The organism is Sphingobium sp. SA2 (genome assembly GCF_032227065.1).
GTDB lineage: Bacteria > Pseudomonadota > Alphaproteobacteria > Sphingomonadales > Sphingomonadaceae > Sphingobium.
Genome location: NZ_JAPMXX010000006.1, coordinates 1859659 through 1875489, shown reverse-complemented (window position 1 = coordinate 1875489; position 15831 = coordinate 1859659). Strand labels below are relative to the sequence as shown.

The window sequence follows — 15831 nt, the reverse complement described above, 5'->3', positions numbered from 1 at the left end:
CTTAGTCGGTCAGCGCCTCAACCAGCGCCTTGACCTTCTTCTGCCGCCATTGCGGCAAAGGCGCGATCAGCCAGTAGCTGAGCAGGCTCGGCGTCGCCTCCCCGACCTGCCGCACCCGGCCAGCGGCCAGATCGGCCTGCACAAGCAGCAAGGGCACGCGCGCCCGGCCAAAGCCGTTGGCGGCCGCTTCGATCGCCAGCCCGCCATCGGCGACACGGATGATCGCGGGCTTGTCCCCCGCCGGGCAGCCGGGCCAGTCGATCCGCTGTTCCGGGCCACCTTGGGCCGCTTCCACCGTGACGAAGGCCGCCTCGCCTAGTTTCACCCCTTCATGCTCGCCCGCCGCATCGGTCAGGCGTAGCGCGAGATCGAGATTGGCTTCGGTAAAGTCCAGCGCCTCGTCCGCCGCGATCAGCTGGAAGGTGAGGTCGGGCTGATGCGCGGCATAGGCGGCCAGGCGCGGCTGGAGCCATTTGGCGGTGATGTCGCGCGGCGCGGCGATGGTCAGCGCGCTGCTGGCCTGGCCTGCCTGCATCGCCCGCACGGCATCTTCAAACTCCAGGAAACCGGCGCGCAGGGCATCGAGTCCCGCTTCGGTTTCCGGCGTCAATTCCAGCCCCTTGGGCGTGCGGCGGAACAACACCACGCCCAGCAGATCTTCCAGTGCGCGAATTTGCTGACCGACTGCTGCAGGCGTCACCGCCAGTTCGTCCGCGGCACGCGTGAACGACAAATGCCGCGCCGCCGCATCCAGCACGCGCAGGCCGTTAAGCGGCAAATGCGTCCGCTTCATTCGGCCACCGCTGGCGCAATCAGCGCGAAATGAGGGATGGCGACCTCGAACGTCTCGCCGCTGACGCCGATCATGCGATAGCTGCCCTTCATCGACCCGGTCGGGGTATTGAGCGGGCAGCCGGAGACATAATCATAGCTTTTGCCCGGCTGGACCACCGGCTGTTCGCCGACCACGCCGTCGCCATCGACCCGATGCTGGGCACCGCGCCCGTCGGTGATGACCCAATGCCGGGTCAGCAACTGGACCGGCTGACTGCCCTGATTTTCGATGCGGATATGATAGGCCCAGAACCAGCGGCCCCGGTCCGGCTCCGATTGTTCGGGCAGGAAGGAAACGGCGACATGGACGATGACGTCCTGCGTCTTGGCGTGGAAGGGGAAAAGTGCGTTCACGGCCTTACGAATGCGCCCTTACCCCCTTGCCCGTCAACGCCCGATCGTCCGCAACGCCTGATCCAGATCGGCGATCACATCGTCCGCATCCTCCAGCCCGACATTGAGCCGCAGCATGTCTTCGGTGATCCCGACTTCGAGCCGCGCGGCCTCCGCCATGCCATAATGGGTGGTCGAAGCGGGGTGCGTCATCAGCGACCGCGAATCGCCGATATTGTTGCTGATATCCACCAGTTGCAGCCCGTTGAGCAGCCCATGCGCTTCGGCCCGGCCGCCGCCGACATAGAGCGAGAAGATCGGCCCGGCCATCTCCATCTGGCGCATCGCCAGCACATGTTGCGGATGGCTCTCCAGCCCCGGATACAGCACCTTGGCAACGCGGCTTTCCAGAAATTGTGCGACCTTGAGCGCATTTTCGCTCTGCCGCCTGATCCGTAGGTCCAGCGTCTCCAGCCCCTTGAGCACGACCCAGGCATTGAAAGCACTGAGCGTCGGCCCGGTGTTGCGGTGGAAGGGCAGCAATATATTGGTGATCCATTCCCGCGTACCGCAGATCGCGCCTGCCAGCACCCGACCCTGCCCGTCCATCATCTTGGTCGCGCTATAGGCCACCACGTCGGCACCAAATTCCATCGGCCGCTGCAGCGCCGGTGTGGCGAAGGCATTATCGACGACGCTGGTGATACCATGCGCCTTGGCGATGGCGCAGATCGCCGCCATGTCGGCGACGTCCATCGTCGGATTGGCGGGGGTTTCGAAGAAGAAGACCTTGCTATTGGGCCGGATCGCCGCTTCCCATGCCGCATTGTCGGTGGCGTCGACCGTGGTCGTTTCGATCCCGAATTTGGGCAGCAATGTGTCGGTCAGCCAGCGGCAGGAGCCGAACAATGCCTTGCCTGCGACGACATGGTCGCCCGCCGACAATTGGCACAGCAAGGCGGCCGTCATCGCCGCCATGCCGGTCGCGGTGGCGCGGCAGGCTTCGGCCCCTTCCAGCAGCGCGATACGCTGTTCCAGCATCTCGACCGTGGGGTTTTGCAGGCGGCTATAGGTCATGCCCTGCTGCTCACCGGCAAAGCGCGCCGCGGCATCCTCCGCCCGGTCATAGCAATAGCCGCTGCTCAGGAAGAGCGCTTCGGACGTTTCGCCATATTCGGTGCGCGCCGTGCCGCCCCGCACCGCGATCGTCGCGGGCTTCCAATGCTTGGTGATTTCTGGGTCTTGCCCGCTTTTCCGCTTCATCGTCTGTTCCTCAGTCCAGCGCCGCCAGCACCGCGTCACCCATTTGCACCGTATTCATCGTGCCGCCCAGATCGGGGCTGCGCGCGCCGTTCGCAAGCGCCTTGGCGACGGCCCGTTCGATCCGGTCGGCCTGATCCGCCATCCCCAACGAATAGCGCAGCAACATCGCCGCCGACAGCACCGTCGCGAGCGGATTGGCCTTGCCGGTGCCCGCAATGTCGGGGGCGGAGCCGTGAATCGGTTCATACAGCCCCTGCCCGCTGCCGTTGAGCGTTGCAGACGCCAGCATCCCGATCGATCCGACGCACATGCTGGCCTGATCCGACAAAATGTCGCCGAACAGGTTACCGGTGACGATCACGTCGAACTGGCCGGGGTTGCGGACCAGCTGCATTGCGGCGTTATCGACATACATATGGCTGAGGGCGACGTCGGGATAGTCGGCCGAGACTTCGATCACCACGTCACGCCACAATTGGCTGGTTTCCAGCACATTGGCCTTGTCCACCGAACAGAGCTTGCCGCGCCGGGCGCGGGCGGCCTGGAAACCGGCATGGGCGATGCGGCGCACCTCGCCCTCATTATAGGACATGACGTCATAGCCTTCGCGCTGACCATCGGCGGTGGTGCGGAAGCCCTTTTCGCCGAAATAGACGTCGCCATTGGTCTCGCGCACGATCAGCAGGTCGATCGCGCCGGCGACTTCGGGCTTGAGCGCGGACTCACCGGCCAGTTCGGGAAAGACCTTGGCCGGGCGGAGGTTCGAAAACAGGCCGAGTTCCTTGCGCAGGCCCAAAATCGCCTGTTCCGGGCGCAAATGGCGTTCCAGCGCGTCGCAATCCGGATCGCCGACGGCACCAAAGAGGATAGCGTCCGCCCGTTTGGCGATCTCCAGTGTTTCAGGCGGCAGGGGGTGACCGACTGCCTTATAGGCAGCACCGCCGACCAACCCATGCTCATAAGTCAGGCCGTCGATCGCCAGCGCGTCCAGCACCCGCTTCGCCTGATCGACGATTTCGGGACCGATGCCATCTCCGGGAAACAGGGCGATCAACATGGGAAGCTCCTTACCAAATAGGTCGCTTGCCCCTTATGGAAGCAGGGACAGTCAGGCAACCGCCCTTTTCAGGCGATCGACCAGCCTTTCGCGCGCGGCCAATATATCAATGCGCCGATCGGTCAGGATGGAGCGCTCCAGGAAGAAGCCGGTCAGGGCAAAGCCATCCATGATGTCGGCCCATTCGCCGGTCCCGCCCGCCAGCAGGAAGGGCGGCAGCGGCAGGAGCAGATGCTCGTAGCCGACCGCGCCCGCACGGCTGACTGCGGCCGCACTGCGCGGGCTGACATAGGCGAGATCTTCGGCATCGCCCAGAGCGGCGCATCGGCTCAGGTCGAGGCCGAAGCCCAGTTCCGCCAGCAGCAGCAATTCATAACGCACCAGAGCGACGGCCCAGCCGCGTGCCGCCGGTGCCGCCTCAATGGCACCCAGCACGCCGTCAAGCGCGCGATATAGCGCAGGATGTGGCGTGCCTTCGGACAGGGCAGCGGCGGTGAGCGCGCAGCTCCAGTCGATCGCGGTGGCGGGTAAAGGTTCAGCGTGAAGGGGCGCGCGGCTATGCGCCATTTCGACCGTCAGCCCGGCGAGTTGATCCTCGGTCCGGGCGCGGAATGTCGCCATGACGCTGTTGCCCGGCAAGAGCACGGGGCGCATCAGGCGGGATCGTCCACCGCGCACATAGCCTGCAACCAGACCATGGTCAGGCGTCAGTAGGCGGGCGATGGCCCCATGTTCGCCATGGGGGCGCAAGGCGCAGACGAGAGCGGGGGTGACGAGCGTTGGCACCAATCGGCCTTAGCTACGCATCCGCCCGCTATCCTGTCAGCTTACTTGGTCGAATATTGGCCCGGTTCGGCCTTGAAATTATCACGCGCATAGGCGCGGGCAGCCGAGGCCGACTTGAAAATTTCGTCCTGCATCGTCGCGGTGACGATCGGATAGCCCTGCGAATTGAAGCGGGTGTCGCGGACGGTCAGGCGGAATGCGCCTTCTTCATTCTTGCTGATCAAAAATGGTTTGAGGGTTTCCCTGCTCATAATGTGCCTTTCAGTAGAGAGTAACGATAGAAAGCCGGGCAGCGCAAACGCGGTGCCCGGCAAAGTGTCAGTCGACCATGTCGGCCACGATTTTCTTCAATTCGCGATTGCTCAACAGGCCGGTCAACGGCGATGCGACGCGGTGGGTCGGCGAAAGGCGATCAAGCCCATGAGCAAGCGAAGAACGGGTAGAGGAAGGAAAAATAATAGTCATCGAATCCTGGACGGCCTTTGCCGCCATAAAATGAACATGCGGCGTGCAATAACGAACGCATGGCTAGAGTGTCGCCGGAGCGACCCATGAACTGAAGAGAAGCGAAGGCTTCGAGACAGGCCTCGTCCACGCACATTGAGGGCCGGAGGAGGAAACATAGATCGTCATCAAAGGACGTCAGCCCAGTGCATGTAGCATAATGTACGAGAATTGCAACTAGCTGGCCTTCGCCGCCTCAGCCATGGAAATAGTCATAGACCTGCTGCGCTACCGCCGTGGACACGCCAGGCGCGCGCGCCAAGTCTTCCAGCGCGGCATCGCGAACAGCGCGGGCGGTGCCGAAATGCATCAGCAACGCCTTCTTGCGGGCCGGGCCGATGCCCGGCACCTCGTCCAGCGAACTGACGGTGATCGCCTTGCTCCGCTTGGCGCGATGCGCGCCAATGGCGAAGCGGTGGGCTTCGTCGCGCAGCCGTTGCAGATAGAAGAGGACGGGATGGTTGATCGGGAAGGTGACTTCGCGACCGTCCATCAGGTGGAAGACTTCGCGGCCGTCGCGGCCATGATGCGGCCCTTTGGCGACGCCGATCATGGTAACGTCCTCAATGCCCATTTCCTCCAGCATCGTGCGCGCCGCCGATAGCTGGCCCTTGCCGCCGTCGATCAGGACAAGGTCGGGCCATTCGCCGCTGTCGCGATCCGGGTCTTCCCGTTGCGCTCGACCAAAGCGCCTTTCGAACATATCGCGCATCATCGCGAAATCATCGTTCGAGATGACGGGGTCTTTCATGTTGAACTTGCGATAGGCATTTTTGCGGAAGCCTTCCGGTCCCGCGACGACCATCGCGCCGAGCGCATGGGCACCCTGAATGTGGCTGTTATCGTAGATTTCGATGCGGTCGGGTATGCCTTCCAGCCCGAAGGCTTCGACCATGTCGTCCAGCACTTTGCCCTGGCTGGTGGTTTCAGCGAGGCGACGGTCGAGCGCTTCGACCGCGTTACGCTGCGCCTGTTTGATCAGGCGGGTGCGGTCGCCGCGCTGGGGGACTTCGATGCGGACCTTGCTGCCGATGCGTTCGGTCAGGGCCTGGGCGATCAGGTCGCATTCCGCAGGCGCGCGATCGGTCAGCACCAGCTTGGGTGGCGGTACTTCCTCGTAAAATTGCGCCATGAAATTGGCCAGCACCTCATCTTCGGCAACTTCGGCGGTGTGGACCGGGAAGAAGCTGCGATGCCCCCAATTCTGGCCACCACGAATGAAGAAGGCCTGGATGCACATCGCCACGCCCTTCGCCGCCAGCGCGAAAATGTCGGCATCGCCCAGCCCTTCGGCGTTGATCGCCTGGCTGCCCTGAATGAAAGTCAGTGCCTTGAGACGGTCGCGAATGACGGCGGCCTGTTCAAAGTCCATCGCATCGGACGCCGCCTGCATAGCGGTGCCGAGCTTCTTCTGGACGGCGGTGGACTTCCCCCCCAGAAAATCCTGCGCGTCGCGGACCAGTTCGGCATAGCCTTCCGGGTCGATCCGATCGACACAGGGGGCCGAGCAGCGCTTGATTTGATAGAGCAGGCAGGGACGCGAGCGGTTGGCGAAGAAACTGTCGGTGCAGGAGCGCAGCAGGAACAATTTTTGCAGCGCGTTGATGGTGCGCGTGACCGAACCTGCACTGGCGAAGGGACCATAATAGCGACCTTGTGCCTTGCGCGCGCCGCGATGCTTCTGGACGCGGGGGAAGGCATGGTCTTCCCGCAACAGGATGAAGGGGAAACTTTTGTCGTCGCGCAACAGGACGTTGTAGGGCGGGCGGTAGCGCTTGATCAGTTGCGCTTCCAGCAACAGCGCTTCCGCCTCGCTGTTGGTGGTGACGATGGTCATGCTGCGGGTCTGCGCGACCATCCGCTGGAGCCGCCGGAGCAGCCGATCGACCTGGGTATAGTTGGCGACGCGATTTTTGAGCGCGCGAGCCTTGCCGACATAGAGCACATCGCCGCGCGCATCGTGCATCCGGTACACACCGGGCCGCGTCGGCAGCGTTTTGAGCGTGGTGCGGATCGCCTCGACGCCCTGATCGAGATCGGGCACGCCGGACCCGCGCACCGTGTAGCTGGCCTTGTCTTCGTTGAAACGGTCGGGAGATTGGGGTTGCGACATGGGGATGAAATAGCGGTGGTGGCGAATATGACAATGGGCGCACTTCGACCTGTTTCGCGATCGGCGAGCAAATCATCGGTCGAGATGGTCTGCGAGGCCTAACCCCGGCCGCCCATCGTTCCTACATATGCCTCGCCATCATCCCTCTATCCCGTGGGATTGTCGCATAGTCTCTTCATTGAAGGATATTCATCCATGGCCCTCCTTGCCTATGGCGCCCCTGCTGGCGACAAACCCCTAGAACCCATGACGATCGAACGGCGCGCGGTAGGTCCGCGCGATGTGCAGATCGACATCGCCTATTGCGGCGTCTGCCATTCCGACCTGCATCAGGTCCGCGCCGAATGGGGCGGCACGCTTTACCCCTGTGTTCCGGGCCACGAAATCGTCGGCCATGTCCGGGCGGTCGGGGCAGAGGTGTCCCGCTTCCAGGTCGGCGATGTCGTCGGCGTGGGCTGTCTGGTCGATAGCTGCCGCACATGCGCCAGCTGCGAAGAGGATCTGGAAAATTATTGCGAAAAGGGCTGGACCGGCACCTATAATGGCAAGACCGACGACGCGCCCGGCCATACGCTGGGCGGCTATTCGCAACAGATCGTCGTCAATGACCATTTCGTGTTGAAAATCAGTCACCCGGTCGATCAGCTTGCCGCCGTCGCGCCGCTGCTCTGTGCCGGCATCACCACCTATTCGCCGCTGCGCCACTGGAATACCGGGCCGGGCAAGAAGGTTGGCATCGTCGGCATCGGTGGCCTGGGCCATATGGGGGTCAAGCTCGCCCATGCGATGGGCGCGCATACCGTGGCCTTCACCACATCCGAATCCAAGCGGCAGGATGCGCTGGACCTGGGCGCGGACGAAGTCGTCGTGTCGCGCAATCCCGACGAGATGGCCGCGCATGTCGGCAGTTTCGACCTGATCGTCAATGCCGTTGCCGCGAGCCATGATCTGGATGCCTTCACGGCGCTGCTGAAGCGCGACGGCACGATGTGCATGTTGGGTGTCCCCGAACATCCCCACCCGTCACCCAATATCGGCGCGCTCATATTTGGCCGCAAGGCCATTGCCGGGTCGCTGATCGGCGGCCTCGCCGAAACGCAGGAAATGCTCGATTTCTGCGCGGAGAAGGGCATCGTCGCGGATATCGAGATGATCCGCATTCAGGACATCGAAAACGCCTATGACCGGATGCAGAAAAGCGACGTCAAATATCGCTTCGTGATCGACAACGCGACATTGGCAGCCTGATATAAGAAAAAGACCGGCACAGATGTCTGTGCCGGTCTTTTTATCTAATCCAGGTGGCGGCGGGCTTAGTTGATCGTGCCGAGCCCACTGATCGCGCGGTCCACCAGCGCCTTGTCCGCCTGCGCATCATGGCCCTGGGCGATCAGAACCGCGGCGGCGGTGGTTGCGGCATTGACGGCCTTGGCGCGGATGGCGACGATGGCGGCGCGTTCGGCCGCACCAATCTTGTCCTCGGCCATTTTCTGGCGGCGGACGATCAATGCGTCGGCGTTCACCTTGGCATCGGCGATCAGCCCTTCGGCCTCATGCTCGGCCGCCTTGCGCATGGCGTCGGCTTCACCGGCCGCAGCGGCCAGCTTGGCTTCATATTCGCCCTTGAGCGCTTCGGCTTCGGCCCGCAGCCGGGTCGCTTCGGCAAGCTGTTCCTTGATCTGCGCGATCCGGCCGTCCAGCACGCTGCCGATCAGGGCAGGCACCTTCTTGAACAGCAGGATGGCGATGAACGCCGCCATGGCGAGGCTCACCCAGGCGGTGGCGTCCATGCCGACCGCTTCCGGATCGGTGTGGGGGGCCACGCCTTCATGCGCGACGGTGCCGACCGGCTCCATGCCTTCGGCGTGAATTGCCTCGTCGAGCGTGGGGGGCGTGCCCCCTTGATGCTGTGCTGCTGCCTCAGCCATGGGCCAGTGCCGCCTTTACTGCGTTGCGGGCTGCATCGTCCGACGCTTCCACGCCGGAAATGCGAGCCACCATGTCGCGCGCTGCTTCGGCGGCGACGGTTTCGATTTCTGCCAGGGCTGCGGTGGAGGCAGCCTGGATGCGGGCTTCGGCGGCCGCGATTTGCGTGGCAACCTCCGCATCGGCGGCGGCAAGTTTGATTTCGGAAGCCTTGGCGGCTTCGCTCTTCGCCTTGGCCAGCATCGCCTGCGCGGCGGTGCGGCTTTCCGCGTCACGGACACGATAATCCGCTTCGGCTTCATCGGCACGGGCAAAGGCAGCCTTTGCCGCGTCCAGATCACCACTGATCTTCGCGTCGCGCGCGTCTGCAGTCCCCTGCACCTTGGGCACCATGCCGAGGCCGATGACGAAGAACACGAAGCCGAAGGTCAGCAGCAGCCAGAAAATCTGGCTGGAGTAGGTTTCGGCAATTTGCGCGATTTGAGGCATTTTTTCCGTCCGATCAGGGCGCGGTCAATAGTGCGGGACGAGCGTGGTGGCGTGAAGGCCGCCCTGCCCGTCCCGTAAGGCGTGTCAGGCCACGAACACCAGGATCATGGCGATAACGAACGCCAGCAGACCCAGAAGTTCCGCCGCGGCGAAACCGATGAACAGACGACCCTGCTGGCCATCAGCGGCACCCGGATTGCGCAGCGCGCCTTCGAGGAACGCGCTGAACACGTTGCCCACACCGAGGGCAGCGATGCCCGCACCGATGGCGGCCAGGCCAGCACCGAGCAGCTTTGCGGCTTCTGCGTCCATGTCGTAAACTCCTTCGTTAGAATATAGTGATTGTTGACGAAACTAGATGAAACTCAGTGCAGGTTCTCGGCATCGTTGAGATAGACCGAGGTCAGCAGCGCGAACACATAAGCCTGGATGACCGCGACCAGCATTTCCAGCGCGCTGATGCCGATCATCAGGATGAAGCTGGCCGTGCCGACCGTCAGGCCGAGAGCGGGCGATGCGTTTGCGCTGTTGATGACGAACCCGGCAAGCACCTTCAACAGGACGTGGCCAGCGGTCATCGCGACGAACAGTCGCAGGCCCAGGCTGAACGGACGCACCATGAAGGAGACGAGTTCGATAAGGAAGAGCGGCGCCACCATCAGCGCGGGCGTGCCGTGCGGAATGAAGAGCGAGAAGAAGTGGAAGCCATGCTTGGCGAAGCCGACGATCAGGACGATCGAGAAGCTCATGATCGCCAATACGCCGGTTGCGGTGAAATGGCTGGTGAAGGTGAAGGGGTGAAGCCCGACCAGACCCAGCGGCAGCAGACCCAGAAGGTTCGCCAGCAGGATGAACATGAACAGCGAGAAGACGTAAGGGATATATTTCTTGCCGCCCTCGCCCACGTTTGCGATCAGCAAATTCTTGATGAAGCCGGTCATATATTCGACCGCCATCTGCCAGCGCCCTGGGACCAATTCGCGCTTCATGCCGCCGATCACAAAGATCCACAGCACAATGGCCGCCAGCACCATATAGAGCGCGCTGTTGGTGAAGGCGATGTTGAAACCGCCGAGCGACAGTTGATCCGTACCGAACAAGGGTTCGATCGCAAACTGGTGCATCGGATCGATTTTGCCGGATTCTGCCACGCTGGACCCCTGTAACGTCTTTACCGTCGGACTAAGAAGAAAGCGTCCCTTATTGCGGGGGACGCTTTATCGTCGTCAATCTGATGATGTTCCTGAACGCCGCCACGATCCCAAGACCGAGGAATACGAGCAGGAGCCATGGGGATGTGCCAAGCAGCCGGTCAAGAACCCAGCCGATCAACGCACCGCCGACAAGACCGCCGATCAGTTCCGCAAGAACCCTGTTGCCGAGGCGAGACCCATCGTCCGCCGCTTGCTCAGTAGCCCCCTGCCTGACCTTTTCGACAGATTCGGCCCGTGCGATCCGCTCCTCCAACGAAGCGATCCGCGCGTCTTCCCCTGCCGGGTCCTGTCCGGGCGTCTCCGCAACCATGTTCGTCCTCCACCGGGGGTTGACCCCTTATGGCAGGCGGCATGGCGCTTGCGGCTGCACCCGTCAAGGCGCGGCCCGTTTAGAAAGGGGATGGCGGATAGTCAACCATGGTTCGGGCAGAGAATGAAGCCCTGGACGAAGGAAGGAGAAAAGTCCGCCAGAGCGGGATTTTACAAGCCACCAGAGCAAACCATGATCCTCCCCTGCAACGGGAGGGGGACCGTTTGCGTAGCAAATGGAGGAGGGGTGTCACCTTCTCGATAGGGGGACACCCCTCCGTCTGGCCTGTGGCCAGCCACCTCCCCTACAAGGGGAGGATTATTGAATGGTCAGCCTGCCGTCGCGCAATAGGAAGGCAGCGCGATTGCGCCTGCACCCTTGGTTTGCCAAGCGCCCGCGCCGATGCGATAGGCCTGGCCGGTCTTGACCCGGCTGCTGAGCGTCTGACAACCGGTGGCGGCGGCAACATCCTGCACCGTCACGCCGCGCTGGCTGGCCAGTTGGGTGTAGGCGGCGCGGCGCTTGATGTTGATCGATTCGACCTCGGCGCGCACATCGGCGCTAACCGAACCGGCGATACCGAGATAACCATCGGCCTGCTCGCCCACGGTTCCGGCAGCCAGGGCCGATGCGACAGCACCGGTCTGCGCACGGGCGGGCGCCGTCATGGCGAATCCCGTGACAAGCGCAACGGCAGCGCCAGCGGCGATTATGAGCATCTTGCGTGTCATTGCGGGAACAACTCCGGGTTATTCTGGATCAGATCCTGGGCATCGCGCTGCAAGCGCACCACGACTTCCTGCTGCACCTTGACGTTCAGATTGATCTCGATCGGCTTGTCGGGCGCCTTCACCTGGATGCAGCCCCCCAGTGCCGATGCGGCCAATCCGGCCATGATGATTGCGTGTTTCTTCATTTCGGCTCCCCGTTTGCCATCTTGTCGCTGTCCACAGGCTGAACCGCAAGCCCTTCCACTGACAACGCCCGCATCTTTTCCTGAGCCTGCTTGCCGATCTCGTCGCGGATCGTCTGGGTCGGGTCGATGACGGACTGCGCCGTACTCATCAGCCCGCGGAATGGCGCGGAGATGCGGACGTTGAAGAGGAAAGGCAGGCCGACGAAATTGCGCGCCAGGCCTGCGGGCGCGCCGCCGAGCTGGCCGCGATTGACGCCGTTGAACACGACATTCGTGACCATTTCACCATCGAGCGCGCCATCCATCAGGATTGTCAGACATTTATATTGGAGATTCTTGAGCGCGTCGAAGGCGATGCGGCCCATCGCGCCCAATTGCTCGTTCGATACCGGACCGACATAGGACAGGACGCCGGACTGTCGCGCAGGGTCGCAGGGAATGGAGGGCAGCACGCCTTCGGGCATGAGCAGCGGCGCCATCCCCTCCTGCCGCGCGACCAGCACGCCGCCCGCGACGCGACCGCCCTGGGCATTGAAGATCAGCGGCATGATGCCGTCGAACGTGCCGGTGGCGGAGACATTGTCCAGTTCCATCGCCTGGATAAAAGCGCCCGCATCAAGGCCAATGACACGGAAGGTCATGTAGCGATCGACGTCGGCGCTGAAATCCATGGTGGTGGGGAGCAGCACCAGTTCGCCGCCGGAAAAGGGCCAGCCGCCGCCCTCGATCCGCACCTTCTGGCCCGCTTCCAGCCGATAGCGCACGATGCCGTCGCGCACTTCGATGCCCGGATTGACGGACTGGATTCGCGCTTCCTGACCGGGTGCGGAGACGAGATTGATGAGGTCGGTGAAGCGCAGTTCGCCGCTTAGCCCCTCGACCGGACCGAAAGCAGCGGCGAGGCTGGCATTGTCGGTGCGGAAGGTGCCGGTGGACGTCACGTCGGAGCCGGTCCAGTCGATGCGCCCCTGCCCGTTAACCTTGGCCTTCACATTCGCGACCACGCCGAGCGCCAGCGGCGTCACATCTTCGGGTTGAAGATCTTGGCCAAAGGCGAGGTCGGGGACATTCAGGTCGGCATGGCCTTTGCCATTGGTCAGATCATGAACAATGTCGGTGCGGGCGACGGTCGCGCCATTGCGGGATGCCGTAAGCGTGCCGGTGGCGGTGATCCGGCTATTACGCATCGTCAGCGTGAAATCCGGCACGGCGAGCGGAATGAAGCGGGCGGGCACCTGCGAATCGCGCACGGTCATGGCAGCGCGGAAGGCGAGCGCGCCTGTTTCGAAGCGCCAATCGCCATTGCCCTGTTCGAGGATCAACGGGATGGTGCCGATACGGCCGCCTGCGCCGCTGGCCTTGCCGCCAAAGCCCTTGGCGGTCATGCGGCCGTCCAGGTTGGCGGCGGTGAGATGAACCGGCGCGTCCTGCGGGCCAATCGACAGGTCGGCATTGGCCAGGGTGAAGCCGGTCTGACCGAGCGCGACACGGGCATAGTCGGCGGTCAGCCGCATGGGGCTGTCGCCGCTGGTGCCGGAGAGGGCGAGTTTGCGGATGTCCGCACCGCCGCTGATGCCGCCCGCTCCCATGGCGAATAAAGCGCCGCCGTCGAGCGGGCAGAGCGTCTGGCGGGTCTGCCCGACGGCGAAACTGCCATAGCGGGCCTCGGTGACCGAGAAGGGAACGCAGCGCGGATTGATGCGCAGCGCGCCATTGGCGGCGAGTTGTCCCTCGATCGGCAGCGTCAGGCCGCGCAGATGGCCGTCGGGCAGCGGACCATCGAGCCGGAGCGAGGTGGCGAAGCGAGTCGTGCCATCGGACGCAGCGGTGAAACGGACGCGATCGAGCGCCAGGCGCGCATTGTCCGCCGCAAAGGGATCAACAAACAGATCGCCGCCAAAGCCGCCGCCGGGTCGGCGCACCAGGCGCAGCGCGGCCTGGGGCAAGCCGCCGCCCCGCGTCGTGATCGCGCCGTCAAGCGCCCAATCAAGTGCTGCCCGCCCCTGCCCCGGCCAGCCCAGCGTCACCCGGCCGTCGGGCGAGAGCGCCGCTTGTGCGCCACTGCGGGCGGCGAGGCGGCTGTTGGTAAGGACGAGGCTACCCTTGGCGCTGCGTTGCACGAGCGCGAAATTCGTGCGGAGTTGGTTATCGTCCCCTGCCCGCGCCATGGCGTCGGCAAAGCGCGCTGCTAGCGGAGCGACGGGGGTGCCCGCCGTCGATTCGCGGAAGGCAGCGAGCGATTCGCGCGAAGCGAGGCGGATGTTCCGGCCCGACACATCGCCCTGCATCGTCGCTTCATCGCTCTTGAACGTCCAGACGCCATTGAGCGCGGCCTGCTCGATCAAACTACCACCACCCGCCAGCGTGGCCGCGTTGATGCGGGCGCGGCCTTGCGACCCGGCCTTGCTGCCGTCGAAATCGATGCGGCCTGCCGGGCTGGCGAGGACCAGGCCGTTGGACTTGAGTGCTTCGCCAGACAGGTCGACATGGCCGGTCCAGCGTTCGAACGCCTTGCCGAGCGTCAGGTCGATGACGGCGACCGGTTGGGCGATAGCGGTGGCAGCCTCGCGGCAGGCGAACGCGGCCGCGCGGATGGGGCCGGTCAGATGGGGCTGACCCTGGCGCATGGCGATATCGAGCAGCGCGCTGCCATCTGTCATCGCGCAACCCGCCATGGTCCCGCGCGGCATGACGGCGGCGACCTTCCCGTCGAAACCGGATTGCAACCCGCCATCGCCGTCGATCCGCAGGCCGAGCTGGCCCGCGTCGGTATCCAGCCGCAGCCGGGCGTCGGTGAGCGACAGAAGAATGTCGGGTAGGCTGAAGGGCGCGGTCGAATTGGGATCGCTGAACTTGTCCAGCTCGCCCAGGTTCAGCACGCCGCCCTTGTAGCTGCCATGGAGGCGCACGCCCCCTGCCCGCACCGCCGCCACCGCCGGCGTCACCCCGGTAAAGGCGATATCGACTTCGACCCAGTCGGCGGTCAAATCGGGTTTGGCCGGGTCGCCCAGCACGATAGCCTCGATCCGCTGGGTGCGCAGGCCGACATCGACCAGGTCGTAATTGGCCCGCACGCCGCGCCGGTTGAGTTCACGGCTGACGAAATTTTCGGCGATCGGCGCACGCTGCGTCCACAGCCCGACCAGCACCAGCGCGAGCGTTCCCGTGCCGACACCCAGCCAGCGCAGCCAACCCCGGCGAATCGCCTCTTCGCCGTCCTGTTCTTCCATGCTTATGGCCAACCCCGGCTTTCGTGCGACACTCTATGGTCCGTGACGGGACCAGAACGTCCGACCCGTCCTAAATATCCTTGCCCCGCGATTCCGCAACGCATAGCGTCGCCATCGGTAGCAAGGGGGCGAGCTTGGCCGAGCAGGACGCAAAAGTCACGCATGACGGCGCAGGCCACCGGGCACGGCTGCGCCAGAAGCTGGCGGAGACGGGCGGAGACGCGCTGCACGATCATGAACTGATCGAATATCTGCTGGCGCTGGCGATCCCCCGGCGCGACACCAAGCCGCTGGCCAAGGCGTTGCTACGCGAGTTTGGCGGCATAGGCGGGCTGATGGCGGCGGATTGGCATGCGATCGCGCGGGTGCCGGGCATGGGCGACACCAGCGTCGCCGCGATCAAGATCGTGCAGGCGAGCGCACTGCGGATGCTCCGCAACGAGGTCGCGGCGCGGCCAGTGCTGGCGAGCTGGCAGGCGCTGCTCGACTATCTGCGTGCCGACATGGCGCATCTGGGGGTGGAGCGGGTGCGCGTGCTGCACCTCAACACCCGCAACATGCTGATCCGCGATGAAAATATGGGCGATGGGTCGATCGACCAGGCGGCGATCTATGTTCGTGAGGTTATACGGCGCGCGATCGACCTGGGGTCGGCGGCGCTGATCCTGGTGCATAACCATCCGAGCGGTTCGCCCGAACCCAGTCGCCAGGATATCGACGTGACGCGGCAGATCATCGAGGCGGGCAAGCGGCTGAATATCGCCGTGCATGACCATATCATCGTCGGCGCACAGGGGCATGTGAGCATGCGGGCTAAGGGGTTGTTGTGAGGGGGGGGCTGGGTGAGAAGCGGTCA

General features: G+C 63.9%; 18 protein-coding genes. 2 read left to right on the top strand and 16 right to left on the bottom strand.

The window, feature by feature from the left end:
* Position 1: 1 nt before the first annotated feature.
* The 8 genes from OVY48_RS16885 to uvrC all read right to left on the bottom strand — a co-directional run bounded on the left by OVY48_RS16885 (position 2) and on the right by uvrC (position 6890).
* The gene (locus OVY48_RS16885) at positions 2-793 is read right to left on the bottom strand and encodes a LysR family transcriptional regulator (RefSeq protein ID WP_313923688.1); all 792 of its coding nucleotides are present in this window, start codon (positions 791-793) and stop codon (positions 2-4) included.
* Positions 790-1188, bottom strand: a complete 399-nt coding sequence (gene apaG / locus OVY48_RS16880; protein WP_313923687.1) for a Co2+/Mg2+ efflux protein ApaG — start codon at positions 1186-1188, stop codon at positions 790-792. The genes OVY48_RS16885 and apaG overlap by 4 nt, the downstream gene beginning before the upstream one ends.
* Positions 1189-1221: 33 nt before the next feature.
* Positions 1222-2430 (bottom strand): trans-sulfuration enzyme family protein, encoded by a 1209-nt coding sequence (locus OVY48_RS16875; RefSeq protein WP_313923686.1) that lies wholly within the window; start codon positions 2428-2430, stop codon positions 1222-1224.
* 10 nt (positions 2431-2440) lie between these two features.
* The gene (leuB, locus tag OVY48_RS16870; protein ID WP_310227724.1) at positions 2441-3487 is read right to left on the bottom strand and encodes a 3-isopropylmalate dehydrogenase; all 1047 of its coding nucleotides are present in this window, start codon (positions 3485-3487) and stop codon (positions 2441-2443) included.
* A gap of 51 nt (positions 3488-3538) precedes the next feature.
* Entirely contained in the window at positions 3539-4273 is a 735-nt protein-coding gene (recO, locus tag OVY48_RS16865; protein WP_313923685.1) for a DNA repair protein RecO, read from the bottom strand.
* A 41-nt stretch (positions 4274-4314) separates the two neighbouring features.
* Positions 4315-4524, bottom strand: a complete 210-nt coding sequence (locus tag OVY48_RS16860; protein ID WP_037475622.1) for a hypothetical protein — start codon at positions 4522-4524, stop codon at positions 4315-4317.
* Positions 4525-4591: 67 nt separating this feature from the next.
* Complete coding sequence (locus OVY48_RS16855) at positions 4592-4765, bottom strand: hypothetical protein (protein WP_156106190.1); 174 nt, start codon at positions 4763-4765, stop codon at positions 4592-4594.
* A 208-nt stretch (positions 4766-4973) separates the two neighbouring features.
* Positions 4974-6890: an excinuclease ABC subunit UvrC gene (uvrC, locus tag OVY48_RS16850; RefSeq protein ID WP_313923684.1), complete on the bottom strand. Its 1917-nt coding sequence runs from the start codon at positions 6888-6890 to the stop codon at positions 4974-4976.
* Positions 6891-7085: 195 nt separating this feature from the next.
* Here uvrC and OVY48_RS16845 point away from each other — a divergent pair, with 195 nt between their 5' ends.
* Complete coding sequence (locus tag OVY48_RS16845; RefSeq protein WP_313923683.1) at positions 7086-8138, top strand: NAD(P)-dependent alcohol dehydrogenase; 1053 nt, start codon at positions 7086-7088, stop codon at positions 8136-8138.
* Between the two features lie 65 nt (positions 8139-8203).
* Here the strand turns inward: OVY48_RS16845 and OVY48_RS16840 are convergent, their stop codons facing one another.
* The 8 genes from OVY48_RS16840 to OVY48_RS16805 all read right to left on the bottom strand — a co-directional run bounded on the left by OVY48_RS16840 (position 8204) and on the right by OVY48_RS16805 (position 14975).
* The gene (locus OVY48_RS16840) at positions 8204-8818 is read right to left on the bottom strand and encodes a F0F1 ATP synthase subunit B (RefSeq protein ID WP_313923682.1); all 615 of its coding nucleotides are present in this window, start codon (positions 8816-8818) and stop codon (positions 8204-8206) included.
* Complete coding sequence (locus OVY48_RS16835) at positions 8811-9305, bottom strand: ATPase (protein ID WP_037475627.1); 495 nt, start codon at positions 9303-9305, stop codon at positions 8811-8813. Before OVY48_RS16835 ends, OVY48_RS16840 begins: the two co-directional genes overlap by 8 nt.
* Before the next feature lie 84 nt (positions 9306-9389).
* The gene (locus OVY48_RS16830) at positions 9390-9617 is read right to left on the bottom strand and encodes a F0F1 ATP synthase subunit C (protein ID WP_006961951.1); all 228 of its coding nucleotides are present in this window, start codon (positions 9615-9617) and stop codon (positions 9390-9392) included.
* Positions 9618-9670: 53 nt separating this feature from the next.
* A complete protein-coding gene (locus OVY48_RS16825; protein ID WP_096063077.1) occupies positions 9671-10456 on the bottom strand; it encodes a F0F1 ATP synthase subunit A in 786 nt (261 codons plus the stop codon).
* A gap of 49 nt (positions 10457-10505) precedes the next feature.
* Positions 10506-10829 carry an AtpZ/AtpI family protein gene (locus OVY48_RS16820; RefSeq protein ID WP_310227718.1) on the bottom strand — a complete coding sequence of 108 codons (324 nt, stop codon included), beginning with the start codon at positions 10827-10829 and terminating at the stop codon, positions 10506-10508.
* A 329-nt stretch (positions 10830-11158) separates the two neighbouring features.
* A complete protein-coding gene (locus tag OVY48_RS16815; protein ID WP_313923681.1) occupies positions 11159-11560 on the bottom strand; it encodes a YdbL family protein in 402 nt (133 codons plus the stop codon).
* Entirely contained in the window at positions 11557-11745 is a 189-nt protein-coding gene (locus tag OVY48_RS16810; RefSeq protein ID WP_096063075.1) for a YnbE family lipoprotein, read from the bottom strand. The genes OVY48_RS16815 and OVY48_RS16810 overlap by 4 nt, the downstream gene beginning before the upstream one ends.
* Positions 11742-14975, bottom strand: coding sequence for a YdbH domain-containing protein (locus OVY48_RS16805; protein ID WP_313923680.1), 3234 nt, complete (start codon positions 14973-14975; stop codon positions 11742-11744). Before OVY48_RS16805 ends, OVY48_RS16810 begins: the two co-directional genes overlap by 4 nt.
* Positions 14976-15109: 134 nt before the next feature.
* Here OVY48_RS16805 and radC point away from each other — a divergent pair, with 134 nt between their 5' ends.
* Complete coding sequence (gene radC / locus OVY48_RS16800) at positions 15110-15805, top strand: RadC family protein (RefSeq protein WP_096063112.1); 696 nt, start codon at positions 15110-15112, stop codon at positions 15803-15805.
* Positions 15806-15831 lie beyond the last annotated feature (26 nt).

What these genes read in the sequence shown, in the direction of transcription:
- OVY48_RS16810 (WP_096063075.1), bottom strand. Translation starts at nt 11,745, where the DNA reads ATGAAGAAACACGCAATCATCATGGCCGGATTGGCCGCATCGGCACTG.
- OVY48_RS16805 (WP_313923680.1), bottom strand. Translation starts at nt 14,975, where the DNA reads ATGGAAGAACAGGACGGCGAAGAGGCGATTCGCCGGGGTTGGCTGCGC.
- OVY48_RS16845 (WP_313923683.1), top strand. Translation starts at nt 7,086, where the DNA reads ATGGCCCTCCTTGCCTATGGCGCCCCTGCTGGCGACAAACCCCTAGAA.
- OVY48_RS16815 (WP_313923681.1), bottom strand. Translation starts at nt 11,560, where the DNA reads ATGACACGCAAGATGCTCATAATCGCCGCTGGCGCTGCCGTTGCGCTT.
- leuB (WP_310227724.1), bottom strand. Translation starts at nt 3,487, where the DNA reads ATGTTGATCGCCCTGTTTCCCGGAGATGGCATCGGTCCCGAAATCGTC.
- OVY48_RS16830 (WP_006961951.1), bottom strand. Translation starts at nt 9,617, where the DNA reads ATGGACGCAGAAGCCGCAAAGCTGCTCGGTGCTGGCCTGGCCGCCATC.
- uvrC (WP_313923684.1), bottom strand. Translation starts at nt 6,890, where the DNA reads ATGTCGCAACCCCAATCTCCCGACCGTTTCAACGAAGACAAGGCCAGC.
- OVY48_RS16840 (WP_313923682.1), bottom strand. Translation starts at nt 8,818, where the DNA reads ATGGCTGAGGCAGCAGCACAGCATCAAGGGGGCACGCCCCCCACGCTC.
- OVY48_RS16875 (WP_313923686.1), bottom strand. Translation starts at nt 2,430, where the DNA reads ATGAAGCGGAAAAGCGGGCAAGACCCAGAAATCACCAAGCATTGGAAG.
- OVY48_RS16820 (WP_310227718.1), bottom strand. Translation starts at nt 10,829, where the DNA reads ATGGTTGCGGAGACGCCCGGACAGGACCCGGCAGGGGAAGACGCGCGG.
- OVY48_RS16835 (WP_037475627.1), bottom strand. Translation starts at nt 9,305, where the DNA reads ATGCCTCAAATCGCGCAAATTGCCGAAACCTACTCCAGCCAGATTTTC.
- OVY48_RS16860 (WP_037475622.1), bottom strand. Translation starts at nt 4,524, where the DNA reads ATGAGCAGGGAAACCCTCAAACCATTTTTGATCAGCAAGAATGAAGAA.
- OVY48_RS16855 (WP_156106190.1), bottom strand. Translation starts at nt 4,765, where the DNA reads ATGGCGGCAAAGGCCGTCCAGGATTCGATGACTATTATTTTTCCTTCC.
- OVY48_RS16885 (WP_313923688.1), bottom strand. Translation starts at nt 793, where the DNA reads ATGAAGCGGACGCATTTGCCGCTTAACGGCCTGCGCGTGCTGGATGCG.